This is a genomic window from Cellulosimicrobium sp. EB106-03-01-XG111 (genome assembly GCF_058792115.1).
Genome location: NZ_JBYTEQ010000003.1, coordinates 106,719 through 125,650 on the forward strand (window position 1 = coordinate 106,719; position 18,932 = coordinate 125,650).

At 75.6% G+C, this 18,932-nt stretch carries 18 protein-coding genes; 15 read left to right on the forward strand and 3 right to left on the reverse strand.

The features are described from left to right. Positions 1-18: 18 nt before the first annotated feature. From AC3WT4_RS04480 to AC3WT4_RS04525, 10 genes are all read left to right on the forward strand, one after another. The gene (locus AC3WT4_RS04480) at positions 19-1,092 is read left to right on the forward strand and encodes a helix-turn-helix transcriptional regulator (RefSeq protein ID WP_492314828.1); all 1,074 of its coding nucleotides are present in this window, start codon (positions 19-21) and stop codon (positions 1,090-1,092) included. Continuing rightward, entirely contained in the window at positions 1,085-2,092 is a 1,008-nt protein-coding gene (locus AC3WT4_RS04485; protein WP_492314829.1) for a helix-turn-helix transcriptional regulator, read from the forward strand. Before AC3WT4_RS04480 ends, AC3WT4_RS04485 begins: the two co-directional genes overlap by 8 nt. A gap of 10 nt (positions 2,093-2,102) precedes the next feature. Continuing rightward, the gene (locus AC3WT4_RS04490; RefSeq protein ID WP_108049759.1) at positions 2,103-2,429 is read left to right on the forward strand and encodes a hypothetical protein; all 327 of its coding nucleotides are present in this window, start codon (positions 2,103-2,105) and stop codon (positions 2,427-2,429) included. Between the two features lie 93 nt (positions 2,430-2,522). Then, positions 2,523-2,831 carry a Sec-independent protein translocase subunit TatA gene (gene tatA, locus AC3WT4_RS04495; protein ID WP_083385040.1) on the forward strand — a complete coding sequence of 103 codons (309 nt, stop codon included), beginning with the start codon at positions 2,523-2,525 and terminating at the stop codon, positions 2,829-2,831. Positions 2,832-2,867: 36 nt separating this feature from the next. Beyond that, a complete protein-coding gene (gene tatC, locus AC3WT4_RS04500; protein ID WP_074806442.1) occupies positions 2,868-3,611 on the forward strand; it encodes a twin-arginine translocase subunit TatC in 744 nt (247 codons plus the stop codon). A 43-nt stretch (positions 3,612-3,654) separates the two neighbouring features. Then, the gene (locus AC3WT4_RS04505) at positions 3,655-4,707 is read left to right on the forward strand and encodes a diacylglycerol/lipid kinase family protein (RefSeq protein ID WP_492314830.1); all 1,053 of its coding nucleotides are present in this window, start codon (positions 3,655-3,657) and stop codon (positions 4,705-4,707) included. Positions 4,708-4,757: 50 nt separating this feature from the next. Next, a complete protein-coding gene (locus AC3WT4_RS04510) occupies positions 4,758-7,730 on the forward strand; it encodes a DEAD/DEAH box helicase (RefSeq protein WP_492314831.1) in 2,973 nt (990 codons plus the stop codon). 149 nt (positions 7,731-7,879) lie between these two features. Beyond that, entirely contained in the window at positions 7,880-9,520 is a 1,641-nt protein-coding gene (locus AC3WT4_RS04515; RefSeq protein WP_108049656.1) for an amidohydrolase, read from the forward strand. A 423-nt stretch (positions 9,521-9,943) separates the two neighbouring features. After that, complete coding sequence (lnt, locus tag AC3WT4_RS04520; protein ID WP_108049658.1) at positions 9,944-11,557, forward strand: apolipoprotein N-acyltransferase; 1,614 nt, start codon at positions 9,944-9,946, stop codon at positions 11,555-11,557. Next, positions 11,554-12,369: a polyprenol monophosphomannose synthase gene (locus AC3WT4_RS04525; RefSeq protein ID WP_108049660.1), complete on the forward strand. Its 816-nt coding sequence runs from the start codon at positions 11,554-11,556 to the stop codon at positions 12,367-12,369. The genes lnt and AC3WT4_RS04525 overlap by 4 nt, the downstream gene beginning before the upstream one ends. 155 nt (positions 12,370-12,524) lie before the next feature. Here AC3WT4_RS04525 and AC3WT4_RS04530 read toward each other — a convergent pair whose 3' ends face one another. Continuing rightward, positions 12,525-12,869 (reverse strand): RNA polymerase-binding protein RbpA, encoded by a 345-nt coding sequence (locus AC3WT4_RS04530; protein ID WP_021483180.1) that lies wholly within the window; start codon positions 12,867-12,869, stop codon positions 12,525-12,527. A gap of 365 nt (positions 12,870-13,234) precedes the next feature. On the opposite strand from AC3WT4_RS04530, the gene AC3WT4_RS04535 reads away from it, so the two are divergent. The 3 genes from AC3WT4_RS04535 (at position 13,235) to AC3WT4_RS04545 (ending at position 16,110) form a co-directional block, all read left to right on the forward strand. After that, positions 13,235-14,422: an LLM class flavin-dependent oxidoreductase gene (locus tag AC3WT4_RS04535; protein ID WP_108049662.1), complete on the forward strand. Its 1,188-nt coding sequence runs from the start codon at positions 13,235-13,237 to the stop codon at positions 14,420-14,422. Positions 14,423-14,573: 151 nt separating this feature from the next. Further along, positions 14,574-15,212: an FMN reductase gene (locus AC3WT4_RS04540; protein ID WP_043651674.1), complete on the forward strand. Its 639-nt coding sequence runs from the start codon at positions 14,574-14,576 to the stop codon at positions 15,210-15,212. A gap of 154 nt (positions 15,213-15,366) precedes the next feature. Next, positions 15,367-16,110: a hypothetical protein gene (locus AC3WT4_RS04545; protein ID WP_492314832.1), complete on the forward strand. Its 744-nt coding sequence runs from the start codon at positions 15,367-15,369 to the stop codon at positions 16,108-16,110. Positions 16,111-16,136: 26 nt separating this feature from the next. Here the strand turns inward: AC3WT4_RS04545 and AC3WT4_RS04550 are convergent, their stop codons facing one another. Next, the gene (locus AC3WT4_RS04550; RefSeq protein WP_492314833.1) at positions 16,137-16,577 is read right to left on the reverse strand and encodes a pyridoxamine 5'-phosphate oxidase family protein; all 441 of its coding nucleotides are present in this window, start codon (positions 16,575-16,577) and stop codon (positions 16,137-16,139) included. A 110-nt stretch (positions 16,578-16,687) separates the two neighbouring features. Here AC3WT4_RS04550 and AC3WT4_RS04555 point away from each other — a divergent pair, with 110 nt between their 5' ends. Together AC3WT4_RS04555 and AC3WT4_RS04560 are read left to right on the forward strand one after the other, a co-directional pair. After that, on the forward strand, positions 16,688-17,473 hold the full coding sequence (locus AC3WT4_RS04555; protein ID WP_492314834.1) for a class I SAM-dependent DNA methyltransferase: 786 nt from the start codon (positions 16,688-16,690) through the stop codon (positions 17,471-17,473). 12 nt (positions 17,474-17,485) lie between these two features. Next, positions 17,486-17,959, forward strand: coding sequence for a hypothetical protein (locus AC3WT4_RS04560; RefSeq protein WP_492314835.1), 474 nt, complete (start codon positions 17,486-17,488; stop codon positions 17,957-17,959). A 30-nt stretch (positions 17,960-17,989) separates the two neighbouring features. On the opposite strand, the gene AC3WT4_RS04565 is transcribed toward AC3WT4_RS04560, so the two are convergent. Then, entirely contained in the window at positions 17,990-18,748 is a 759-nt protein-coding gene (locus AC3WT4_RS04565) for a DinB family protein (protein WP_492314836.1), read from the reverse strand. Between the last annotated feature and the right edge of the window lie 184 nt (positions 18,749-18,932).

The following is an 18,932-nucleotide window of genomic DNA, read 5'->3' on the forward strand; positions in this document are numbered from 1 at the left end:
CCGACTAGCGTGGTGCCGATGTCCGAGCCCACTGCTGCCTCCGCGCCCTCCGTCGCGTCGTCGTCGGGGGGCTCGTCGACGAACCCTGCGGCGCGTCTGCTGAACCTGGTGATCGCGTTGGTGAACACGAACGCGTCGATGACGAAGCAGCAGATCCGGTCGAGCGTGGCGGGGTACGGTGACGCACCCTCGCCCGACGCGTTCGAACGGATGTTCGAGCGGGACAAGGACACGCTGCGCGACCTGGGCATCCCGATCGTCACGGTGGACGGGGGCGGGCACGCGGACGAGGTGGGGTACCGGATCGACCAGGACGCGTACGCGCTGCCGGCGGTGGACCTCACACCCGCGGAGCTGGGGGTGCTGGCGCTGGCGGCGCAGTTCTGGCAGGACAAGACGCTGCGGACGGACATCTCGCGCGCGCTGACGAAGCTGCGGGCGGCCGGTGCGGGGGAGACCGCGATGGACGTCGTGGCGGGTCTGGCGCCGAGGGTGCGGGCGGTGGGGGACGCGTACGCGACGCTCATGGACGCGATCTCGGCGCGGCGCGTGGTGTCGTTCACGTACCGGGCGGCGAGCACGGGCGAGGTGCGGCCGCGCCGGGTGCAGCCGTGGCGCATCGCGGCGCGGCGCGGCGGCTGGTACCTGGTGGGCCTGGACCTGGACCGGGGCGCGCCCCGGTCCTACCGGCTGAGCCGGGTCGAAGGACGGGTGCGGGCGTCGGGGCCGCGCGACGCGTTCGAGGTGCCGGCGCACGTGGACGTGGACGCGGCGCTGGGCACGCGCGACGCGGGCGGGCTCGCACGCTTGGCGGTGGTGCCCGAGCGTGCGGGGGCGCTGCGCGCGCGCGGCACGGTCGTGGGCTCGGTGCCCGACGCGCGGGCGGGCGACGGCGCGGGCCGCGACGTGCTCGAGGTGGCGTACGACGTGCGGTACGCGATGGCCGACGAGGTCGTGGGGTACGGGGACGCGGTGCTGGTGCTGGGCCCGCCGGACCTGCGCGAGGCGGTCGTGCGGCGGCTGCGCGACGCGGCGGGACTGGCGACGGGCCCGGCCGACGGCGGCGAGCAGGCGGAGGTGGAGCGTGGCTGAGCGCGCGGACGACCGGCTGGTGCGCCTGCTGGGCATCGTGGCGTACCTCGACGGGGCGGGACCGGTGCCGGTGGGCGAGCTCGCCCGGCACTTCGGCGTCAGCGAGCGCCAGGTCCTGGACGACGTCGACGCCCTGTGGGTGTCGGGCACGCCCGGGTACTGGCCCGACGACCTCATCGACTTCGACGCGGACTCGATCGAGCGCGGCGTGGTGCGCCTCACCGAGGCGCGCGGCATGACGCGCCCCCTGCGGCTGGGTACCCGGGAGGCGGTCGCGCTCATCGCGGCGCTGCGCGCGATGCGCGAGACGGCGGCGGTGCAGGCCGACCCGGAGCGTGCGGGCGTCGTGGAGTCGGTGCTGCGCAAGCTGACCGACGCGACCGGGGAGGCCGCGGCGGCGCTCGACGTGCAGCTCGCACCCGAGGGCGACCCGCGCGTGGTCGCGGCCATCACGAGCGCGCTCGTCGCGGGCCACCGCCTGCGCATCCGGTACGTCACCGCGGCGGACGAGGAGTCCGAGCGCGACGTGGACCCCGTGTCCCTGCACACGCAGGACGAGCACGCCTACCTGCTCGCGTGGTGCCACCGCGCCCAGGGGCGGCGCACGTTCCGCGTCGACCGCATCCTCGCCGCCACCGAGCTCGACCAGGCCGTCGAGCGGCACGACGTCGACCCCGACGTGGACTTCACGCCCACCGGCGACGCGCCCCTCGCGACCATCACGTTCGCCAGCCCGGCGCGCGCCGTGGCGGAGCAGGTCCCCGTGGAGTCGGTGCGCAACCTGCCGGGCGGCGCGTTCGAGGTGCGGCTGCGCGTCACCAACCCCGTGTGGCTGCGCCAGCTCCTCACCGAGCGCGCCCGCCACGTCCTGGCCGTCGAGCCGGCCGCCGTCGCGCAGGACGTGCGCGAGGCCGCGAGCGCCGCCCTGGCCGCGTACGCGCACCTGCCCGCCGACGTCCCGGGCGGCGGCCCGTCGGGCGACGACCGCGCCGCTGGTTAGGGTGGGCGGCATGTGGTTCTGGGTCTGGACGCTGCTCGTCGTGGGCACGCTCGTGGGTGCGTTCTTCCTGGCGCGGCGCCTGTGGCGGTCGGTCAAGGGCCTGGGACGTGAGCTGTCGCGCGCGTCGCAGGTCGCGGCAGACCTGGGTGCGCGGGCGGACGAGCTGGCGCGAGCCCAGCAGGAGGCGCAGCCCTCGACGGCGCCCACGCTGTTCGACGACCCGGTCGAGCTGCGCGCCCGGGTGGACGTGCTGCGCGCGGACCGCGAGGAGCGGCGCGTGCTGCGGCGCCGCCGCGACGAGCTGGTGTGGTCCCGCTGGCGGAGGTTCAACGCCTGACCGGCACCGCGGGACGGGGGGCGCCGTGACCTATGATGGCGCGAAGAGCAACGTCGCCCCTGGCCGCCCACGAGTAGGTAGTAGGTTCCCGCCGTGAACATCCTTCGTCACCCCGCGACGATCGTCGTCCTCATCCTCCTGGTCCTGCTGCTCTTCGGGTCGAAGCGGCTCCCCGACATGGCGCGCTCCGTCGGCCAGTCGCTGAAGATCTTCAAGAAGGAGGTCAAGGACCTGCGCGAGGACGACGACGCGACGACGACCACGACGCCGTCGGGCACCACCGCCACGACGAGCACCGGCACCACGACCGGCGCCACGACGACCGGCGCGGCGGGCACGGGTGCGACGAGCGTGACGGGGGGCACGGCGTCGTCCACGCAGGACGACACCCCCAAGGCGTAGTCGGTGTCCCGCTCTCCCCGTGACCCCGAGGGGCGCATGCCCCTGCGCGAGCATCTCGTCGAGATCCGCAAGCGCCTCTTCCTCGCCGCGATCGGCATCGTCCTCGGTGCCGTGGTCGGGTGGATCGTGTACGAGCCGGTGCTGCAGGCGCTGCAGCAGCCGCTCGTCGACGCGGCCGAGCGCCGCGACGTCCTGACGGGCCTGAACTTCGAGGGCGTGGCCACGGCCATCGACATGAAGGTCAAGGTCTCCCTGTTCCTCGGCGTCCTGCTGTCGAGCCCGTGGTGGCTGTACCAGCTCTTCGCGTTCATCACGCCCGGCCTGACGTCCAAGGAGAAGCGGTACGCGTTCGGGTTCATCGGCGCCGCCGTCCCGCTGTTCCTCGCCGGCGTCGCGCTCGCGTGGGTGATGCTGCCGCGCGCGGTCGCGCTCCTCAACGAGTTCGTGCCCGACGGCAGCGCGAACCTCATCAACGCCCAGATGTACCTCGGGTTCGTCATGCGGCTCATGCTCGCGTTCGGCATCGCGTTCCTCGTGCCTGTGATCATGGTCGCGCTCAACACGATGGGCGTGGTGCGCGCCGCGACGTGGCTCGCCGGGTGGCGCTGGGCCGTGCTGATCTCGTTCCTGTTCGCCGCGATCATGACCCCCACGCCCGACGTGCTCACCATGTTCTGCGTCGCGCTGCCCATCTGCGCCCTGTACTTCCTCGCCTACGGGATCTCCGTCCTGCACGACCGGCGCGTCGACCAGCGCGACGCCGCCCGGCTCGCCCTGTGAGCACCGCGCCCCGGCCGCGCCCCACCGGGCGCGGGGACCGCGCGTGAGCACGGTCGCGCTCGTCGTCAACCCCACGGCCGGGCGCGGACGGGGCCGCACCGCCGGCCGCCGCACCGCCGAGGCGCTCACCGCGGCCGGGCACGACGTCCTCGACCTCAGCGCCCCCAGCCTGCCCCTCGCGCAGGAGTCCGCCGACGCGGCCGTCCGCGGCACCGTCACGGCCGCGGGCGTGGACGCGCTCGTCGTCGTCGGCGGCGACGGCATGGTGCACCTCGGCGTCAACGCCACCGCGGGCACCGGGGTGCCGCTCGGCATCGTCGCCGTGGGGACCGGGAACGACTTCGCCCACGCTCTCGACCTGCCCACCGGCCGTCCCGACCGCTGCGTCGACGCCCTCCTGGCCGCGCTCGGCCCCGCCGCGAGCGCCGGGGCGCGCGTGCGGGTGGTCGACGCCGCGCGGGTCGCGGGCGAGCACGTGCCCGTCGCGCGCTGGTACGCGGGCGTGCTGTCCGCCGGGATCGACGCCGCGGTGAACGCGCACGCCAACGCGGCGACCTGGCCGCGCGGACGGTCCCGGTACGCGCGCTCCGCCCTGACGGAGATCACCCGCTACCGGCCCTACGGGTACCGCGTCACGGTGCGGGGCGTGCCCGTGGGCGACGACGTGCCGGACGTCCTCGCCGGGGCGCCCCTGCTGCCCGTGCCCGACGCCGCGCAGCACCCGGGCGGGCGGGCGTTCGTGTGGGAGTCGCCTGGCGCGCTCGTCGCCGTCGCGAACAGCCCCCGCTTTGGCGGCGGGGTCCGGGTCGCGCCCGGCGCCGTGCCCGACGACGGCCTGCTGGACGTCGTCGTCGCGGGCCCGCTCGGGCGGTGGGGCGCCGCGCGCGTCTTCCCCGGCATGTACGCGGGCCGTCACCTCGCCCACCGCGCGGTCGGGACCGTGCGCGCGACGTCGGTCACGGTCGAGCCGACCGCCGCGGGCGCCGCGCCGCCGCACGCGTTCGCCGACGGGGAGCACCTCGGCCCGCTCCCGCTGCGCGTGGACGTCGTCCCCGGGGCGCTGCGCGTGCTCGACGCCACGGTCCCCGCGCGCTGAGCAGGGGTCTTTCGACCGGCGAGGTGGGCGGCGGACCGTAGGCTGACGGCATGACGGCCGACGAATCGCCCGCCGCCCGCTACGCCGCGTCCCGGGCCCGCCAGGCGGCGTCCCGCACGCGGCTCGCGGACTTCCGGCAGGTGCTCGACTTCCCCCTCGACGACTTCCAGGTGCGCGCGTGCGAGGCGCTGGAGGAGGGTCGCGGCGTGCTCGTCGCCGCACCCACGGGCGCGGGGAAGACGGTCGTGGGCGAGTTCGCGGTCCACCTCGCCCTCGCGGGCGGGCGCAAGGCGTTCTACACGACCCCCATCAAGGCGCTGTCGAACCAGAAGTACGCCGACCTCGTGCGCCGCCACGGCGCCGACGCCGTGGGCCTGCTCACCGGGGACACGACGATCAACGGGGAGGCGCCCGTCGTCGTCATGACGACCGAGGTGCTGCGCAACATGCTGTACGCGGGGTCGCGCACCCTGGACGGGCTCGCGTACGTCGTCATGGACGAGGTGCACTACCTCGCCGACCGGTTCCGCGGGCCGGTGTGGGAAGAGGTGATCATCCACCTGCCCGACGACGTGCAGCTCGTGTCCCTGTCCGCGACCGTGTCCAACGCGGAGGAGTTCGGCGACTGGCTGGAGATGGTGCGCGGCGACACGACCGTCGTCGTCAGCGAGCGCCGGCCCGTGCCGCTGTGGCAGCACGTCCTCGTCGCGTCGGCGAACCCCGCGGCCGGGGTCGCGCACGCGGGCGGCGGGCGCGCGCCCGGCGCGGACCTGCTCGACCTGTACGCCGGGACCGTGGACCCGACCGACCCGGGCGTGAACCCGCCCATCAACCCCGACCTGGTCGCCGCGTTCCGTACCGCGCCCCGCACGGGCGGCCCCGGGCCGGGTGGGCGGCGGGGGTCCGGCGACCGCGGGTACCGCGGTCGCGGGGGGCGTCGCCCGGGGCCGGACCGGTCCGTCGTCGGGCGGCGCACCCCGGCCCGGTTCGCCGTCGTGGACGCGCTCGACGCGGACGGGCTGCTGCCCGCGATCTACTTCATCTTCTCCCGCGCCGGGTGCGAGGGCGCCGTGCAGCAGTGCCTCACCGCGGGGCTGCGCCTGACGTCGCCCGCGGAGGAGGCCGAGATCCGGCGCGTCGCGGAGGAGCGCACCGCGACCATCCCCACCGAGGACCTGGAGGTCCTGGGGTACTGGACGTGGACGGAGTCCCTCGCGCGCGGCATCGCGGCCCACCACGCGGGCCTGCTGCCCGTGTTCAAGGAGACGGTCGAGGAGCTGTTCAGCCGCGGGCTCATCAAGGTCGTGTTCGCCACCGAGACGCTCGCGCTCGGCATCAACATGCCCGCCCGGTCCGTCGCGCTGGAGAAGCTCGTCAAGTGGGACGGCACCGCGCACGTCGACGTCACCCCGGGGGAGTACACCCAGCTCACCGGGCGTGCCGGGCGGCGCGGCATCGACGTCGAGGGGCACGCCGTCGTCGTCGACCACGCGGGCCTGGACCCGGTGCACCTCGCGGGCCTGGCGTCCAAGCGCCTGTACCCGCTGCGCTCGAGCTTCCGGCCCACGTACAACATGGCGGTCAACCTCGTCGCGCAGGTCGGGCGCGACCGGGCGCGCGAGGTCCTGGAGACGTCGTTCGCGCAGTTCCAGGCCGACCGCGGCGTCGTCGGCCTGGCCAAGCAGGCGCAGGCGCACGCCGAGGCCCTCGACGGGTACGCGCAGGCCATGACGTGCGACCGCGGCGACTTCGCCGAGTACGCGGCTCTGCGGCGGCGCATCACCGCGCGCGAGGGCGACCTGTCGCGCGCCGCGAGCCGGTCGCGCCGCGCCGAGGTCGTCGCCGCGTTCGAGCGCCTGCGGCCCGGGGACGTCGTCGAGGTGCCGTCCGGGCGGCGCGCGGGCTACGTCGTCGTGCTCGACCCGGGGGAGGGCGCCGGGTTCGACGGGCCGCGCCCCACCGTCCTCACGCAGGACCGTCAGGTGAAGAAGCTCACCGTCGCCGACGCACCCGGCGGGATCCGCACCGTCGCGCGCGTGCGCATCCCCAAGACGTTTAACGCGCGCGTGCCCGCGCAGCGGCGCGACCTCGCCTCCACGCTGCGCAACGCGCTCGGCGCGCTCGACGAGCCGGGCACGCGCCCCGGCCGCACCACCCGCGCCCGGTCCGGCGCGACCGACGACGCCCAGCTCGTGCGCCTGCGCGCCCAGCTGCGCGCCCACCCGTGCCACGACTGCCCCGACCGCGAGGACCACGCCCGCTGGGCCGAGCGGTGGGCGCGGCTGAAGAAGGAGCACGACCAGCTCGTGCGGCGCGTCGAGGGCCGCACCGGGTCCATCGCGCGCGTCTTCGACCGCATCTGCGACGTCCTCGTCACGCTCGGCTACCTCGCGCCCGCCGAGCCCGCGCAGGACCCGGCCGCGCCCCTCAAGGACGCCCTGGACGAGGAGGAGACCCCCGCAGACCCACCCACCGGGCGCGCCGCCCGCGAGGCCGCGCGCACCGGCCTGCAGGTCACGCCCGACGGGCAGTGGCTGCGCCGCCTCTACGCCGAGAACGACCTGCTCCTGGCCGAGTGCCTGCGCCGCGGCGTGTGGGAGGACCTCGACGCCCCCGCCCTGGCCGCCGTCGTGTCCACGTGCGTGTACGCCGGTCGCCGCGAGGACCACGGCGAGCCCGACGTCCCCGGCGGCCCCCACGGCAGGCTGGCGCGCGCGCTCGAGGCCACCACGCGCGTGTGGTCCGAGGTCGACGACCTCGAGGACGAGCACGACATCGACGCGACCGGGCCGCTCGACGAAGGCCTCGTCACCGCCGTGCACCGGTGGGCCGTCGGCCGCAGCCTCGACGCCGTGCTGCGCGGCTCCGAGATCGCGGCGGGCGACTTCGTGCGCTGGTGCAAGCAGGTCATCGACGTCCTCGACCAGGTCGCGGGCGCCGCCCCCACCCCCGAGGTCCGCCGCACCGCACGCCAGGCGATCGACCGCCTGCGCCGCGGCGTCGTCGCCTACTCCAGCGTCTGAGCGCGCCGTCCCGGCGGCTCGACCCGGTACACGGGGCGTGACACGGCGGCGCCCGCGCGGCGTGACGTGCACGACACGCGCCCGGACCTGCGCCGACGCCGCCGCCGGGCGGTGAAGCACGGCGGGTTGTGGCGGTATCGTGAAGGACTGTGGCCTCAACCCTGTACCGCGGCGGCGTGATCCACTCCCCGGCCGACCCGTTCGCGGAAGCGCTCCTCGTCGACGACGGCGTCATCGCCTGGATCGGCGCCGACGACACGGCCGACGGGCTCGCCGCCCGCGCCGACCGCGTCATCGACCTCGACGGCGCGCTCGTCGCCCCCGGGTTCGTCGACGCCCACGTCCACCTGTTCGAGGTCGGGCTCGCCCTGGCCGGCGTCGACCTGTCCGCGAGCGCCGGCGTGACGACGCTCGCGGCCGCGCTGGACGCCGTCGCGAAGGCTGCGGCCACGGCGCACGAGGACGACGTCGTGCTCGCGTTCGGGTGGGACGAGCGGTCCTGGCCCGAGGGGCGCCCCCCGACGCGCGACGAGCTCGACGCCGCGGCGGGCGGCCGCGCGGTGTACGCGGCGCGGGTCGACGTGCACTCCGCGGTGGTGTCCACGACGCTCGCGCGCCGCTGCGCGCTCGAGACGCGGCCCGGGTGGGACGAGTCGGGCTGGGTCGCGGGGGAGGCGCACCACGTCGCACGCGACGTCGCGCGGGCGGTGTCCCCGGCGCGGCGCACGGACCTGTACCGCACGGCGCTGCGGGCCGCGGCCGAGCAGGGCGTGGTGTCGGTCCACGAGATGAGCGCCCCGCACATCGACACGCGCGCCGGGCTGCGGGAGATCCTCGCCCTCACGGGGGACGCGGCGTCGGGTATGCCGCACGTCGTGGGGTACCGCGGCGAGCTGTGCGCCACGGCCGACGACGCCCGCGCGCTCCTCGCGGACGTGCCCGGCCTCGCGGGCATCGCGGGCGACCTCAACGTCGACGGGTCGATCGGGTCGCGCACCGCCGCGATGCGGCTGCCGTACCAGGACGGCCCGGACCGCGGTGACCGCGGAAACCTGTACCTCACGGCGGAGCAGATCGCGGACCACCTGTCCGCGGTCGCGGCGGCCGGGACGCAGGGCGGGTTCCACGTCATCGGGGACCGCGCGATGGACGAGCTCGTGCTCGGGCTCGGCCTCGCGGCCGAGGCGCACGGGCAGAGCGCGGTGCGCGCGGCGCGGCACCGGGTCGAGCACGCGCTGTTCGTCGACGCGACCGCGCTCGCCACGCTCCTGCTGTACGGGGTGAGCCTGAGCATCCAGCCCGCGTTCGACGCCGCCTGGGGCGGCCCGGACGGCATGTACGCCGCGCGGGTGGGGGCGATGCGGGCGCAGGGCCTGAGCCCGTTCGCGGACCTCGCGGGCGCGGGCGTGCCGCTCGCGTTCGGGTCGGACGCACCGGTGACGCGGATCGACCCGTGGGCGGGCGTGCTCGCCGCGATGTCGCACGTCGACCCGGACCAGCAGATCTCGGCCCGGGCCGCGTTCCGTGCGCACACGCGCGGCGGGTGGCGCATCGCCGGGCTCGACCACACCGGCGCCGGGCAGCTGCGCGTCGGGGCGCCCGCGCACCTCGCGGTGTGGCGCGGGGAGCACCTCGTCGTGCAGGGTGCGCTGGGCCGCACGACGTCGTCGTGGAGCACGGACGCGCGCGCGGGGCAGCCGCTGCTGCCCGAGCTCGGCCCGGACGTGCCGCGACCGCGGTGCCTGCAGACCGTGCGGGCCGGAGTGCCCCTGTTCGACACGTTCGTCTGATCGCTCCCGCTTGACAGGGCGGTGAGCCGGAGTAGTTTCGACAGGGTGTTCCGGCCCCCGCGGCCGCAGGGGGATCAGCCACCGACGACGACCCCTCGGCGTGCCGCGCCGGGTACCTGGCCGGGCTCGCGCGCTCAGTAGAAAACGTGCTCCGCCGGTGGCGGCGTCGTACGGGCCGAAGGGCGCGCGAGCCCGCACACACTCTCCCGCCGGCTCTCGGCGGACGGGCGCGGCCCCGCCAGGTCTTCGTGCAGGTCCGTGGCGTAGGGTGCACCCGTGCACGCCCCCGAGCCCCCGGCCGCTCCCGCCGGGCGATCCCGCCCCGCAGGCACGGCCGCCCGTGCGCCCGAGACCGGCACGCCCCGCGACCGGCAGCCGGGACCGAGGCCTGGTGCGCAGCCCGACGGCCCGCCCGAGCGCGAGGTGCCCGCAGGCGCGTCGCCTGCCGCCCCGTCGCCCGCCGTACCGTCGCGGCCCCTCACGCTCCTGCTCGCGCTCGCGGGCGGCCTGCTCACCGACGCCGCGTTCCCCGACCGGGGGTGGTGGGCGCTCGCGTTCGTCGGTGTGGCCACCCTGTTCTGGGCGCTGCGCCGCGACGGCGCGCGCTGGGGCTTCCTCGTCGGCCTGGTGTGGGGCCTGGCGTTCTTCCTGCCGCACCTGTGGTGGGCGAACTACGCGACGGAGACCGTGCCGTGGCTCGCGCTGTCCGTCATGGAGGCGTGCTTCGTCGGGCTGCTCGGTGCCGCGTGGGTCTGGGCACGCCGCTGGTCGTGGCTGACGGGGCGTCCCGGGCGGCAGGCCGTCGCGTTCGCGGTGCTGTTCGTCGGGGTCGAGCAGGCCCGCACCGAGGTCCCGTTCGGCGGGTTCCCGTGGGGGCGGCTCGCGTTCTCCCAGGCGGACTCCCCGCTGGGCCGCGCGGCGTGGCTCGGGGGAGAGGTCCTCGTGTCGCTGCTCGTCGCGCTCGTCGGGGCGCTGCTCGCGGTCGCGGTGCTCGCCGTGGTACGCCGCCGTGACGTCGTGACCGGCGCCGTCGTCCCCGTGGCCGTCGCCGCCGCGCTCGTCGCCGCACCGCTGCTCGTGCCGCTCGACACGCGCGCCGAGGCGGGCACGCTCGCCGTCGGCGCCGTGCAGGGCAACGTGGGCGAGCCCGGCCTCGGGTCGTTCGCGAACCGGGCCGAGGTGCTGAACAACCACCTGCAGGGCACCCTCGCGCTCCTCGACGACGTCGGGCCGGGCGACCTCGACGTCGTGCTGTGGCCCGAGAACGGATCCGACCTCGACCCGCAGACCACGCCCGAGGTCGCGCGCGCCATCGACGACGTCGCGCAGGAGGTCGGCGCGCCGATCCTCGTCGGCGCGCAGGAGTACCCCGAGACCGGCGGCCGGTACAACGTGTCGCTCCTGTGGGAGCCGGGCACCGGCGTCGTCGACCGCTACGCCAAGCAGCACCCGGCACCGTTCGGCGAGTACATCCCGCTGCGCTCCCTGCTGCGCGTGTTCTCCGACCAGGTGGACCGCGTGAGCATCGACATGATCGCGGGCACCGAGACCGGCGTCGTCGACCTCGACGCGCCCCGGCTGGGCCGCACGGTGCCGCTCGGTGTCGTCATCTGCTTCGAGGTCGCCTACGACCGCCTGGTGAACGACGCCGTCGACGCGGGCGCCGAGCTGCTCGTCGTGCCGACCAACAACGCCTCGTTCGGGTACACCGCCGAGTCGACGCAGCAGCTCGCGATGTCGCGGCTGCGCGCCGTGTCGACGGGCCGCGCGACCGTGCAGGTCTCGACCGTCGGCGTGAGCGGCGTCATCGCCCCCGACGGCGCGCTCCTGCAGAGCACCGGCCTGTTCACCGCCGACCAGATGGTCGCCGACCTGCCGCTGCGCACCAGCCTCACCCCCGCCGTGCGGGCGGGGGACTGGCCGGGTCGCGTGGTCGAGCTCCTCGCCCTCGGCCTCCTCACCGCCGGCGTCGTCACCGCCGTCCGCGAGCGCCGCAGCCGGACCGCCCCGGTCCCGGCCGGGGACGAGGCGTCGTGAGCGGGGCCGCGGGGGAGGGCGGCGCCGCGGTCGGGCGCGTGCTCGTCGTCGTGCCCACGTACGACGAGGCGCTGACCCTGCCGGGCACGCTGGCGCGCCTGCGCGCCGCGGTCCCGGACGCGGACGTGCTCGTCGTGGACGACGCGAGCCCGGACGGGACGGGTGACCTCGCCGACGCGGCGGCCGCCGCCGACCCGGGCGTGCACGTGCTGCACCGGGCCGGGAAGGAAGGTCTGGGCGCCGCGTACGTCGCGGGGTTCGGGTGGGGCCTGGACGCCGGGTACGACGTGCTCGTGGAGATGGACGCCGACGGCTCCCACCAGCCGGAGCAGCTGCCGTCCCTGCTCGCCGCCCTCGGCCCCGCCTCGGCGGACGGCGCGCCCGACGGCGCGGACCTCGTCATCGGGTCGCGCTGGGTCCCGGGCGGGCGCGTGGAGAACTGGCCGCGCCACCGCGAGGTGCTCTCGCGCGCGGGCAACGCGTACGTGCGCCTCGCGCTGGGGCTGCACCTGGGCGACGCGACGGCGGGCTACCGCGCCTACCGCGCGTCGGCGCTGCGCGCGGTCGACCTCGCGAGCGTGGAGTCGCACGGGTACTGCTTCCAGGTCGACATGGCGTGGCGGGTCGTGCGGGCGGGGGGCCTGGCGACGGAGGTGCCGATCACGTTCGTCGAGCGCACGGCGGGGCGGTCGAAGATGAGCCGCGCGATCGTCACCGAGGCGTTGTGGAAGGTGACGGTGTGGGGTGCCCGACGGCGCGCGGCCCAGCTCGCGAGCCTGGCGCGGTCGGTCGCGGGTCGGCGCACGCGCTGAGGCGTCGTCCCGGCGCGGCCCGCGCGACCCCGCGACGTGCCGGGCGAGTCGGAGACGTGCCGCGCCGGCGCGAGGGTGCGGACCCCGGCCGTCACGCACAGAGGCCCGGACTCCCTCTCGGGGGTCCGGGCCTTTCGTGCGGGTGCTGCGAGGCGTCAGGCGCTGCGGCGCAGCTTGCCCGCGCGCAGCAGGCCGAGGCGCTCGTCGAGGAGCTCCTCGAGCTCGGAGATGGTGCGGCGCTCGAGCAGCATGTCCCAGTGGGTGCGGGCGGGCTTGCCGGCCTTGGGCTCGGGGCGCTCCGCGTCGCGCAGCAGCGCCTCGGCACCGCAGCGGCACTCCCACACCGGGGGGACCTCGGCGTCGGTCGAGAACGGCAGGATGATGGTGTGCCCGTTGGGGCAGTCGTAGTGCGCCTGGAAGCGGGGGGCGAAGTCGACGCCCTCGTCCGACTCCATGCTCTTCGCACCGATGCTCATCCCGCGCAGCGAACGGTCGGCCATGGTGTCCTCCTGAGGGGTCTTCGGGGGTGGGTGGGCGCGCCCGGTGGGGGTGCGGGCAGCGGCCCGGTCTACGAGAGGCAACGCCTCACGTGCGGTCGGTGTTCCGGTGCGCCGTGAAGGTCCGGTGAACGTCGCGGGGCCCACGGCCTGGTGGCCCCCTGCGCTGCGTCGTGCCGGCCCGCCTCGGCGCGCGGTCCCAGGCTCCCGGGTTTCGATGCCCCGCGCAACTCCGCGGCCGTCCGACCGCCCCAGACGTGTGCACGCTCACACCTGGCTCCCCGGGGGGCGGGAACAAACCCGGGGGGAGCCCGGTTGAGCGGCATGTACATGCAAACGCATCGACCTAGGACTTCCGGGAGCACACCATGCAGTTCGGCATCTTCACCGTCGGCGACGTCACGACGGATCCCACGACGGGCCGGACCCCCGACGACACCGAGCGCGTGCGGTCCATGCTGACGATCGCGAAGCACGCGGACGAGGCGGGGCTGGACGTCTTCGCCACGGGGGAGCACCACAACCCGCCGTTCGTCCCGTCCTCGCCCACGACCATGCTCGGCTACCTGACGGGCGTGACGAAGAACATCGTCCTGTCGACCTCGACGACGCTCATCACGACGAACGACCCGGTGCGCCTCGCGGAGGAGTACGCGATGCTCCAGGTCATCTCGGACGGCCGCATGGACCTCATGATGGGCCGCGGCAACACCGGCCCGGTGTACCCGTGGTTCGGGCAGGACATCCGGCAGGGCATCCCGCTCGCGATCGAGAACTACGCGCTGCTGCGCCGGCTGTGGACCGAGGACGTCGTGGACTGGGAGGGCAAGTTCCGCACCCCGCTGCAGGGCTTCACCTCGACGCCGCGGCCGCTGGACGGCGTCCCGCCGTTCGTGTGGCACGGGTCGATCCGCAGCCCCGAGATCGCCGAGCAGGCCGCCTACTACGGCGACGGGTTCTTCCACAACAACATCTTCTGGCCCATGAGCCACACCAAGCAGATGGTGCAGTTCTACCGCCAGCGCTGGGAGCACCACGGCCACGGCCCCGCGGACACCGCGATCGTCGGGCTCGGCGGCCAGGTGTTCATGCGCAAGGACTCCCAGAAGGCGTGGGACGAGTTCCGCCCCTACTTCGACAACGCGCCCGTCTACGGGCACGGGCCCTCCATGGAGGACTTCACGCGCGAGACGCCGCTCACCGTCGGCTCGCCGCAGCAGGTCATCGACCGGTACGCCGCGATGCGCGACCACGTGGGCGACTACCAGCGCCAGCTGTTCCTCGTCGACCACGCCGGCCTGCCGCTCAAGACCGTGCTCGAGCAGATCGACCTCCTCGCCGGCGAGGTCGTGCCCGTGCTGCGCAAGGAGATGGAGGCCGTCCGCCCCGCGCACGTGCCGTCGAACCCGCCGAGCCACGCCGAGCGCGTCGCGGCCGCCCGCGCCGCCGGGACCGAGGGCGCCGCGCACGTCGGCGGCACCGAGGACCTCTGGACCGGGCGCACCGCCGAGGACGACACCCGCACCGCCACCGCCGGTGCCGCGTTCGGCCTGTGACACCGGCGACACCCGCGCCGTGACCACCCGCCCGACGGCGTACGGTCGAGGAGTGCCCCGCACCCGCGACCGGCCGCCGTCGGGCACGGCAGCACCCGGCCCCACGACGGGCCGCACCCCGCACCGCACGTCAGCACCTCAGGAGCACCGCATGACCGCCAGCACCCCCGCCCCGGACCGCCGCCTCGTCGTGGTGTCCGCCGGGCTGTCCAAGCCGTCCTCCACGCGCCTGCTCGCCGACCGGCTCGGCGAGGCCACGGTGCGCGAGCTGCAGGGCCTCGGCGTGAGCGCCGAGATCGAGACCGTCGAGCTGCGCGACCACGCGCACGCCGTCGTCGACGCCATGCTCACCGGCTTCCCGACCGGCGACCTCGCTGGCGTCCTCGAGCGCCTCACCGCCGCCGACGGGATCGTCGTGACCACCCCGCTGTTCACCACCACGTACTCCGGGCTGCTCAAGTCGTTCGTCGACGTCCTCGACAAGGACTCGCTCACCGGCACGCCCGTCCTGCTCGGCGCGACCGGCGGCACCGCCCGCCACTCGCTCGCGCTCGAGTACTCGCTGCGCCCCCTGTTCACCTACCTGCGGGCCGACGTCGCCACGACGTCCGTGTTCGCCGCGACCGACGACTGGGCGGCCGCCGAGGGCGACTCCGGCGGCGGGCTGCCCGCCCGCATCGCGCGTGCGGGACGCGAGCTCGCGGAGAAGGTCGCGCTGCGCAAGAACACCGGCCCCGCCGACCCGTTCGCCGGGACGCCCGACTTCACGGCCCTGCTCGGCGGCCTGTGACCCCCTGACCGCGCGCCCCGGCCACCGGTGCTCCCGGCCGGGGCGCGCACCCCTGCCCGACCTGCACCGGCACCCCGCCCGCACCGCGACCCGCCTTGCCCCCGGCAGGACCGTCGCGGCAGGATCGGGGGACCGACGACGACGGGGGAGCACCATGAGCCGCAGCACCACCGAGGACCGGGCCGCACGACCCGGCGACCCGGAGCAGGGCGCGGCGCCCGCCGCCCCGCAGACCCTCGCCGTCCCCGTCGTCGAGGCCCTCGCCGACCACGCGCCCCGCCCCGACCACGACGTCACGGCACCGCCCCGGCGCCGACCCGTCGGCATCGTCCGGGCACCGCAGCCCGCACCCGACGCCGCCCGCTTCACCACCGCACCCCGGTACCCCGCGATGTTCCACGTCGCCGGCGGCCGCCTCGTGTGGGACGGCACCCGCCTGCGGCTCGTACGCGGCGACGACACCGTCCTGCAACCCGCCGGAAGGCCCGTCGTCACCGTCACCGGCGACGGCCCCACCGTCGCCGTCACCTGGCGCGACGACCAGCACCCCACCGCCCGGGCCACGCGCGCTGTCCTGCTCGAGGGCTCCTCCGCCCGGTTCGCACGCTTCGCCCGCTCCCTCGCCGCCACCCGCCCCGGCACCATCGAGCTCGACGACCGGACCGTGCCCTCCACCCGGCTCCCGCACCTGCGCCCCGACCGCGCCGGGACCGACCGCCGCCCCGGCGTGTTCACCCGCGCCCTGTGGCGCGTCGTCGGGCGCGCCACGACCGACCCGGCACCCACCGGCAGGGGAGCGGACCTCGTCACCCGGCTCGAACGCCTCGCCGCCCTCCACCGCGCCGGAGACCTCACCGACACCGAGTACGCACGCGCCAAGCAGGCCCTGCTCGGCTGACGCCACGACCGGAGGACGGGCCGCCGTCAGCTCCCCGTCGAGCCCCACCCGGTCACATCGACGACCGTCATCACCGACCGGCCCTCACGGAAGTCCCCGTACCGCACCCACACCGGCGTGAACCGCAGCAGCACGATGCCGTCGTCCAGCAACGACCCCGCGAACTGCGGGAACGCCGCCACGTACGCCGCGGCGCAGCGCCGCCGGTCCGCACCGGACGGGACGTCCGCCGTGCCCTCGCACTGCACGGTCGTCCCGTCCGTCCCCCCGACCGTCACGGCGACGCGCGGGTCCCGGGCCACGTTCGCCACCTTGCGCGACGACGCCCGCGCGTCGAACACCAGCTCGCCCGCGTCCGTCGCCGCCACGGCGAGGAACGCCGCCTGCGGGCCGCCGTCCTGGCCGAGGGACGCCACGACCCCCCACCCCTGAGAACGGACGAAGCCGACGAACGCCGCACGATCCATGCCGCCACCGTAGCGTCCGGTGTCGCCCGAGCGGAGACACCGAGGACACCGAGGGCCCCGCGACACGAAATCGCTGGACCGCCGGGCACAGCGCCTGACACCGTCGCACGATGACGGACCCTCGCACCGACCTCGCCGGAACCGACCAGGAACGCCTCTGGGACGCCGCCGCCGCCGCGCGGTACGACACCCCCGGCGAGGGCATGTTCGCCCCCTACGCCCTCGACCCTGCCGTGGAGCGGCTCGCGGCGCTCGCAGGCCGGGGGAGCGCGGTCGAGCTCGCGATCGGCACGGGGCGCGTCGCGATCCCGCTCGCCGCGCGCGGCGTGCCCGTGACCGGCATCGAGATCTCCCGGCACATGGTCGCCCGGCTGCGCGAGAAGGCCGACGAGACGACCCTCCCCGTCGTCGTCGGCGACATGGCCACCGCCAGGGTGCCGGGGGAGCACACGCTCGTCTACCTCGTGGACAACACGATCTCCAACCTGCTCACCCAGGACGCCCAGGTCGAGTGCTTCCGCAACGCCGCACGCCATCTCGCCCCAGGAGGTCGGTTCGTCGTCGAGCTCTGGGTCCCCGAGCTGCGCGCCCTGCCACCGGGGCGCACCGCGACCGTCTGGCTCGCCGAGCCCGACCACCTCGGCGTCGACACCTACGACGTCCTGCACCAGCGCGTCGTGTCCCACCACGTCCGGTTCGACGACGACGGCCACGCCACGGTGGGCCGCACACCCCACCGGTACGTCTGGCCCCCCGAGCTCGACCTCATGGCCCGCCTCGCCGGCCTCGAGCTCGAGACCCGCCACGCCGGATGGGCGGGGGAGCCGTTCACCGCAGAGTCGCCCTCCCACGTGTCCGTGTACCGGCGCCCACCCCGACCGGACCGCGCGACGTGATATCCATCCTCGATGGACCTGTCCCGCCGCCGGACCCGACCCGCCGTCCTCGTCGGCGCCGCGCTCGTCGCCCTCACCGCCTGCTCCGGACCCGTCACACCCCAGGACCTCGTCACCCGCCTCGCCGACGCACCCACCCCCGACGACGCCCTCGTCGGCACGATGACGCCCGACGAGATGGACCCCACCTCCGCGCGACGCCTCGGCGAGCTCGACGGGGCCGCCTTCTACGCCGGGTCGGGCACCCGCGACGGGCAGGAAGTCGTCTGCCTCGTCACCGTCGTCGAAGGCGACACCCCGGACGACGACGCCGGAGCCTCCACCTGCGGCCTCGTCACCGACCTCGACGACGGCCACCTCCGCCTGGAGTACGGCGACGCCCAGACCCTCGTCACCGCCACCCTCGTCCCCGACGGGCTCCCCACCGACCCCGACCTCACCCGGCTCACCCCCAACCTCGCCGCCCAGGTGTCACGCACCACCTGACCCCACGCACCACAGCAAGGCCACGCGCGCTCACCCCGCCAGCGACGCCTCGATCACAGCCAGGTCCCGCACCGCGAACCGGTGGTGCTCCCACTCCTCCTCGAGGATCACGTGCACGCACGACAACGTCGTCTCCGGATACTCCGGCGACCACGGGTTGCGACGCACCACCCCCAGGACCTCCGGCGTCACCACCGCCAGGAAGTCCCGCACCATCGCCACCCGACCCGCCCGCGCCTCCAGCACCTCGCCGAACGACGGCGTCCCCGACGCGAATACCGACAGGTCCAACCCGTCCTCCGCCGCCTGCGGACCCGGCTGCCCCAGAGGATGGAACGGCTGCTCCACCCTCAGCACCGCACGCCCCAACCACGCGTCCGTCGCCAGCACCAGGTGCCGCAGCGTCTGCGCGAACGACCACTCACCGTCCACCGACACGTCCACGGCGCTCGCGGGCAGCGCGGCCGCCCGCTCCAGCGTCGCCGCCCACGTGGACTCCAGCGCCGCCCACGCCGCCCGCAGACCCACCGGGTCCGCTGCCCGCCGCAGCTCCCGGCCCGGGAACCGCCGGTCCAGCTCCGCCTCCACGAACCCCCGCACGTCCACCCCGTTCACCAGCACCGGAGCATCGCCGTCCGACAACCACGGCGCATCCACGTCCAGACCCTCCACCTGCGCACCCCGCACCACGACCCCCGACAGGTCCGGCTCCACGAACCGCGCACCCCGCAGGTCCACACCCTCGAACCTCGCACCCCGCAGATCATCAGAACGGGTGAACCGGACCATGAGCGCCTCCTCGGGAACGGCCCGCCCGCCACGACCCGCCGGACCCGGGGGAGCGGACCCATCGCGCCGACGACACGGCACGAGGGTCCCGGCCCGGGGGAGAGGCGCCAGCACCTCGCGGACGGACGACGAACGGGGACGACGTCCGCACCGTACGCCGCCCGACCCGCACCCCACCAGAGCG